Origin of the sequence: Ruegeria sp. HKCCD7255 (genome assembly GCF_013031565.1) — a bacterium.
GTDB lineage: Bacteria > Pseudomonadota > Alphaproteobacteria > Rhodobacterales > Rhodobacteraceae > Ruegeria.
In genome coordinates this window covers 140,783-147,501 of sequence record NZ_WQAG01000011.1, presented here as the reverse complement: position 1 = coordinate 147,501, position 6,719 = coordinate 140,783, and the positions used below count along the sequence as shown (strand labels likewise).

Genomic DNA, 6,719 nt, shown 5'->3' with positions numbered 1-6,719 from the left:
TTCTCACCCGCAGAGAAGTTCCAAGAGTGTGTTGCGGCGATCAGTTGAATCGGCAGGACAAAGCAGACATTTAGCTATTTCGTTTGGCTAATTGCCGCTTGACGAAAGGCGACTAATTTCCCGATCAAGAAAATATGCAAGCAGAATCCTGATAAGAACGATCACGCCAAGTACACCAAGTTCCTCAAGAGACCGATGGGCGATGCTGTGCAATATGTCCGAGACAATCAGAAACTCAAGCGCAAGCAAAATCAGTTGGCCTAGGTTGAGCCTCAATTTCACGAAAATGGCTTCTCGGCCTGTACCATTGATCCATGATTTGACGCATTGGGCGAGCAGGAAGCCAAGACCGCCTATTAGAAGGACGATAACACCTGCGTCGACGATACCAGCGACTAGCTTTGCTGTATTTTCGATCATTGTCATGATTGCGACCACTACCTTGTGAGGCTTCAAAACCCACCGAGGAAAGTGCCAAGCAAGATGATCGCGATCAATGCAATCATCGGTACCAGAACAGCAACTACGAATATATCACCATAGGCTTCTCGATGAGTCAGTCCACAAATCCCGAGCACCGTGATTACCGCACCGTTGTGGGGCAAGGCGTCGAGGGCGCCCGAAGCGACAGATGTGACGCGATGCATGGCTTCCAAAGAGGTATTGGTTGCGGCGGCAAGTTCGACAAATTCTGAACCTAATGCATCAAGAGCGATACTCATACCGCCAGATGCAGAACCCGTGATTGCTGAGAGCGTCGTAACAGAAACCGCCACGGCAACAAGTGGATTGCCCTCACTCAACCCGAGCATGGCATTTGTGATCGCCTGAAAAACCGGTAGTGCCGCTATAACGGCACCAAAACCCACGAGACTGGCTGTATTGAAGATCGGCAATACGGCCGCATCAGCCCCCTTGTTGAGGCTCGTTTTGACGCTTGCCAGACGGGTCCAATTTGTTGCGAGCAGGAACAGGATCGAAGTGGTGAGTGCGACAATGATTGACCAAACCCCACGTACGGCCTCAATGGTTGTCTGTCCAAACAACGGTTCGGCAAGGTAACTGGTGTCAAAACGCGGAACGGCCACCTGGATGAAGAGGAAGTTAACCACGACCACAAGCACTACCGGGGTGATCGCCAGCGCGAAGCTTGGTTCACTCGTATGAGGCATATTGGTTGGTTCAATTTCGTTCAAGTCGAAGCCTTCGCCTTGGGATCGCGCGCGCATCTCACTGTCCAGTTCGGGAAGCACCTCATCGTGTTGTCCATATCCTTCACCGGCAACTTCTGCACGGGACGCGCGGCGGTTGAGCCACGCCATTCCTAGGCCAGCCATGATGGCGGCCGCGATGATCCCGAGACCCGGTGCGGCGAAGGCTGTGGTTCCGAAGAATGGCATCGGGATGGCGTTCTGAATCGCAGGAGTACCAGGTAGAGCCGACATCGTGAAAGTGAACGCGCCAAGCGCGAGCGCTCCGGGAATAAGCCGTTTGGGAATATCCGCGTCACGGAAGAGAGCGGCTGCGATCGGATAGATTGCGAATGCCACCACGAAGAGCGAGACTCCACCGTAGGTTAGTACGCCACAGCACAAGACGACCGCCAGAATGGCTTTGTCAGCGCCAAGCTTTGCAATCACCCAATGTGCGATCGAACGCGCCGAGCCGCTGTCATCCATTAACTTGCCGAAGATCGCACCAAGAAAGAACAGCGGAAAAAATGAAATTATAAAATCGCCTGTATTCGTCATAAAAATCTGCGTGAAGCTGGCCAGCAGTGGTAGTGCGCCCGTCAAAGCAGCAGCCAGCAAAGCTAGAAGTGGTGCCAATATCAGCAGCGTGACACCCCGGAACGCAAAATACATGAGCAACAAGAGCGCGAGTAGAACAGAAGCAATATCCATCATTTCTTAGGCTCCCGACTGGTGCCTTCAGCTAGATGCGCCGGCTGGAGGCTTTCTTCAAAAATCTCTCTTGGCCGCCACGTTGCGGTCTTTCCAACTTCTGGCCACTCTGAGTTCACCCACTCGCTTGCAGTTCTACGCCCGATTTCGAAAAGGTGGTCCAGAAAGGCCATCTCGGCGTTCATCTTGCTGGAAACGCCGAGGTCACACATAGCCCCAGATGCATGGATCCTGTGCAAGCGCCCATCGCGGTAAGCCGCGCGATCCAGATTGTCGTGTTCTATAATCTCCCAGAGGAATCCCAGAGAGCGTAATTCTTTCATCAAGCTTGCGTTGAATGTAATTTCGTTAAGGCGATTTTCGATCTCATAGGGCGTTGTGGGAATTTCCGCGCGTTCGAACGGATTAATTTGAACTATGACAATGTCTCGCGCCTCGGTCTCGTCTACCAAAGGGAAGAGCGGTGGATTACCCATGTATCCGCCATCCCAGTACGCCTCTCCGTCGATTTCCACAGCTTTGAAGACATGCGGAAGGCATGCCGACGCCATGACCGCATCTGCACTCAGATCGGGTTGGCGAAAGACTTTGGGGCGCCCGGTCCGCACATTTGTTGCGGATAGAAAGATGCGCGGCCCTTCTGCTGAATTGATAGCTTCAAAATCGAAGCATTCCCGCACAAGGTCCCGCAAGGGATTAATGTTGAGCGGATTGAACTGATACGGTGACGCCATTTGACGTGTAAACTGGGAAATGATGAAACCGGGAGAATGCTCCAGGCTCCAATCGCCTCGCAACCTGTTCCACAGAGTTCTTTTGTATGGACTCGCCCTGCTGGCCCGACTCACCTGTGTCCAATAGTGCCTAAGCAAGTTGCGAGCGCCCTCAGGCCCAGCCTGTGTTAGGCCCTGTGCTAGGGCGACGGCATTCATTGCCCCGGCACTGGTGCCAGAAATGCCGACTATTTCAATGTCTTCAAGCTGTAGCAATTGATCCAGAACACCCCAAGTGAACGCACCATGCGATCCACCACCCTGAAGAGCGATATCAATTTTTTTCTTAGGCACTACCGAAGCTCCAAGAGGCTTTTTCGCACATGCACCATCATTATGCCGCATTGCAGCTATTCCTTAAAGCAAAAGAAACGGAATGCTATATTTGTCGCATTTCAGTGACCGCTTTGGAAACGATGCGGCCGTTCAGTTGTGTAAGTACGGTCAATGCAATTGGCGATGCTTCTGCTCAACTGAAGTCTTCACGAGTATATACTCAATAGCAATTGAGCTTGTTTCGCTACTCTTGCGGTTTCTTACCAGACTGTTCTTCTAGGCACAGGAAGCTTGCGGTAAGAATTGTATCCGCAACTCACAACGTGCAGAGGTAACTTGTGTGATCAAGGGCATTCCGAAACGGACCATCATCGCCGGCTTGTTGGGTGTGACGGCGGCAATCATCGCCGGTGTTATTTGGTTCATAATGTATGGACCGGGGTCTTGGACCGACAACATATCCAATCGCGACTTTATTGATGCGACGGCAGATGCTGACCTGCCTAGAGAAGTTAACGGCCAATCCGCTAAACTCCTCTCGGCCTTCCACGGCCTTGACGCACTTCCGCGCGTCTCAAATGTGATTTGCAGAGGGTCTGAGGGCAACACCGGAATGCCCGTGATCTTTTCTACTGAGATAGACATCGCGACTATGCAGGCCGGGGATTTTAAAGTCACAACTCGGTCAGGCGCGTCGGGGAAGATGCACTGCGCGTCCGTGCTCCCAGCTACAGACCCTGGGGAGTTGCGCACGGTTCTTTTGATAGGGCAATTGGGACCCGCCGAAAGCGACCCACCGGTTAGGGTTGACGTTGTCGGGCATTTGCATTCGATCGATGGCATGCTTGATTTTCAGGGAGTGAGTGCGTCGGTGATACCCTTAGAAGACGGGCCATCGATTGTTTTGGCCGAAGTCGTGGAGGACTGGACACTAGTCGGCAATTTGGGCCCGCGTCGCGTCAGGGGCAGCCTCTGCCCGACGGAAGGTGTCGTTCAGGCGGTTCGAGTGACGTGGGAAGGGGGTGTGACGCTTAAGGATGGCAGCGAACCAGGTGAGGCAGAACGCGATCTATATACTATCACCGTCGAGGCACTTGATGAGACCCGTCGTGAAGTGAAGCCGCTCGCGCTCGCCAACCTAGGTGACGGGGATAACAATCATATGCTTTGCATGGACACGTCAGATCGGCCTATCTCAGTGTCCTTTCCAGAAGGCATCTTGACGGACCCGAATGACGATTTAAACCCAGCTACAAAGACTAACGTAACTCCACATCGCTGAACTTACTGGCATAACCACTCCGCAGACTTAGGGTATATGGACACATCGTCTCGTGCAGGTGCGTTGTGAGGTACAATAGGTTTGAGCGATGGAAGCAGAACAGAAGGTCCGCTTTGGGCTCAAAGCAGTCGTTTGCTGCAATCTGTGTGAGTGTCTGTTATATTACGTCTTACCGGTCGTTGTATCATGCTCGAACCTGAGGCTTTGAAACGCCAGATTCTATGTTCAGTGGGGTATATTTAGTGGTATGTGTATTATGGCTAATTTTTTTATTAAAATTAGACAAATAATTACAAAAAATATATAGTTGCTCCTCGGTCCGCCACTTTCCTTTGAATGCATTGGAAGAAATGGCGGTTGTCGCGAGCTAACGGGAAAATCGTGCTCTGCAGACAGTTATATCGTCTTGGTTCATTCTCATTTGAAACCTCATTCGCATGTAGGTCTTGTGATCTGCGACGAGTTTGACCTGAAATCCTCAGACCTTTTCAATTAGGCGCACGGTTTCTGCGGTCGTAGCCCGAGCGCGTGACTAATCGCGAGGTTTGGAACGTCGTAAGATCAGGCTGGCCGCTATCGGTGCGCCGATGATTATCAGTACAATTCTGGTAAGATGGTGTATGATCACAAAGCCAAGATCGGCACCTGAAACGATTGCCAAAACGGTCATTTCGGCCTGGCCTCCAGGGGCGAAGGCCAGAAAGGCCTCGACCGGCTGACCAAATCCCAACGTCGTAATAGCAGCAGTGAAACCGGCGGCCAGTGCTGCGAGAACAATGACATAGGCAACGCCTGCTGCCACGATTCTGCGCAATTCGACCCAGGTAATACCCAAAAACTGTACACCGATCCCGCAGCCAACGAAAAACTGCGCTATCAAAATCGCTTCTCGGGGTGGTCGGGTGTGTATCAAGTCACCGAGTGAGAGTGCAGCGGTCACGATCATGGGGCCAAGGATGGACGCACCGAACAATCCGATCCGTTCTCCGCCTTTCCAGCCAACAAAAGCCGCCAAAACCATTAGACCCAACTCGTGAATCGGCAGATCAAGCGCGGGTTCCCCGATTGGATTTGTGAGCTTCGCGTCGTAAAAAACTGTCAGAAACAGCGGGGCAAGCGTGACAATTATCAGCACACGCGTTCCATGGATCAGGGACAAAGTGCGCGGATTGGCCCCGGCCTCAGAGCCGAATATGATCATGTCCTGCAACCCGCCGGGCATGGCTGCGTAAAACGCGGTGGTCGTATCAAAGCCCCAAACCTTGCGAAAGAATGGCACCCCGACCAACGCAATAAGCAAAATGAAGAATGGAACAAGAGCAACGGATGCTGCCATTTTTGGTAATTCGACGAATAGTGACGGGGTGATCGACGCGCCAACCGCCACCCCGAGGATGGTGCGAGCGGCAATGGAAACTTGCCCAAAACCCTCCATCGGGGCGTGGGCTAGGGCCGCAATCAGACACGCGCTCATCGGACCAAATAGGAATGGCAGCGGCAAGCCCAACACCCAGAAAACCGCCGTCCCCAAAAGCGCCAGACCCAAAGTGACGGCGCGTTTCATGGCCAGAGAATGTTCGTTGGTTCGGAAGGGCAAAACGAGCGTTCCAGAGTTATTGACCCATATTGTATTCATTTGTATGCAATAGGACACACGCGCGCAAGAGGTCTTAAGATGACGTTTCAAGACGACCCAGTTCAGAACGGCCCGCAGGGGAATTCGGTCTATCAACGCCTGCTGGACGAAATCCGAAGTGGCAGCCTTTCGCCGGGTGAACGTCTTCGCGAGATAGAGCTTTCGGAGAGACTGGGTGTCAGTCGTACACCGATACGCGAGGCAATCCGTCAACTGGAGGCTGACGGGTTGGTTTCGCATGTTCCCAGGCAGGGCGCGACGGTGCGTTTTCTGGATTATGCCGAGGTCATGGAGCTCTATGAGATGCGCGCGGTTTTGGAAGGAACCGCAGCGCGGTTGGCTGCGCGGGCGGCGTCAGATGTTGAACTGGACGAGCTCGAAACCCTAAACGAACACCTGGCCGACGCGGGTACTGGCCCCGAGGCAATTCGGATTAATCGTATTTTCCACGCTACACTACTGGACGCGGCGAAGAACCGGTTTCTGGCTAAATCCATGTTGTCTTTGCAAAAAGCGCTGCTGATCCTCGGGCCATCACAGTTGTTGGACAGCGAAAGATCCGAGGCCGCTGTCACAGAACACCAACGTATCATGGCAGCGTTGAAGAAACGAAACGGTGCAGCAGCTGAAACGGAAATGCGAGCTCATATTGAAGCGGCTCAAAGAATGCGTATTCGCGCGTTGCAACAACGTGACCGTTCGTCGGATGAGAACCACCAAGCGTAAGCGCGGTGACCGCTCGGACCGAAGAGTACGACCTCAGACTAATTGGTGTTGGCAACGCTCACAGATCCGCAGCGATAACCACCGCTGATACCAAAGCACGCGTTTTGATCGCGGAAACAACG

General features: G+C 52.9%; 6 protein-coding genes. 2 read left to right on the top strand and 4 right to left on the bottom strand.

Annotated features, from left to right (window positions below):
• Window positions 1-87: 87 nt before the first annotated feature.
• The 3 genes from GOX45_RS17915 to GOX45_RS17905 are packed head-to-tail and all read right to left on the bottom strand — an operon-like array spanning window position 88 to window position 3,022.
• The gene (locus tag GOX45_RS17915; protein WP_171102631.1) at window positions 88-426 is read right to left on the bottom strand and encodes a DUF1622 domain-containing protein; all 339 of its coding nucleotides are present in this window, start codon (window positions 424-426) and stop codon (window positions 88-90) included.
• Between the two features lie 26 nt (window positions 427-452).
• Window positions 453-1,907 (bottom strand): GntP family permease, encoded by a 1,455-nt coding sequence (locus GOX45_RS17910; protein WP_171102629.1) that lies wholly within the window; start codon window positions 1,905-1,907, stop codon window positions 453-455.
• A complete protein-coding gene (locus GOX45_RS17905; RefSeq protein ID WP_171102627.1) occupies window positions 1,904-3,022 on the bottom strand; it encodes a patatin-like phospholipase family protein in 1,119 nt (372 codons plus the stop codon). Before GOX45_RS17905 ends, GOX45_RS17910 begins: the two co-directional genes overlap by 4 nt.
• Before the next feature lie 271 nt (window positions 3,023-3,293).
• On the opposite strand from GOX45_RS17905, the gene GOX45_RS17900 reads away from it, so the two are divergent.
• Window positions 3,294-4,235, top strand: coding sequence for a hypothetical protein (locus GOX45_RS17900; protein ID WP_171102625.1), 942 nt, complete (start codon window positions 3,294-3,296; stop codon window positions 4,233-4,235).
• Between the two features lie 532 nt (window positions 4,236-4,767).
• Here GOX45_RS17900 and GOX45_RS17895 read toward each other — a convergent pair.
• A complete protein-coding gene (locus GOX45_RS17895; protein ID WP_171102623.1) occupies window positions 4,768-5,799 on the bottom strand; it encodes an AbrB family transcriptional regulator in 1,032 nt (343 codons plus the stop codon).
• 111 nt (window positions 5,800-5,910) lie between these two features.
• Between GOX45_RS17895 and GOX45_RS17890 the strand changes: the two genes are divergently transcribed.
• Window positions 5,911-6,597, top strand: coding sequence for a GntR family transcriptional regulator (locus GOX45_RS17890; protein WP_171102621.1), 687 nt, complete (start codon window positions 5,911-5,913; stop codon window positions 6,595-6,597).
• The last annotated feature ends 122 nt before the right edge of the window (window positions 6,598-6,719 follow it).

Coding starts and splice junctions, on each gene's coding strand:
- GOX45_RS17915 (WP_171102631.1), bottom strand. CDS start 426: ATGACAATGATCGAAAATACAGCAAAGCTAGTCGCTGGTATCGTCGAC.
- GOX45_RS17910 (WP_171102629.1), bottom strand. CDS start 1,907: ATGATGGATATTGCTTCTGTTCTACTCGCGCTCTTGTTGCTCATGTAT.
- GOX45_RS17905 (WP_171102627.1), bottom strand. CDS start 3,022: ATGCGGCATAATGATGGTGCATGTGCGAAAAAGCCTCTTGGAGCTTCG.
- GOX45_RS17895 (WP_171102623.1), bottom strand. CDS start 5,799: ATGAAACGCGCCGTCACTTTGGGTCTGGCGCTTTTGGGGACGGCGGTT.
- GOX45_RS17890 (WP_171102621.1), top strand. CDS start 5,911: ATGACGTTTCAAGACGACCCAGTTCAGAACGGCCCGCAGGGGAATTCG.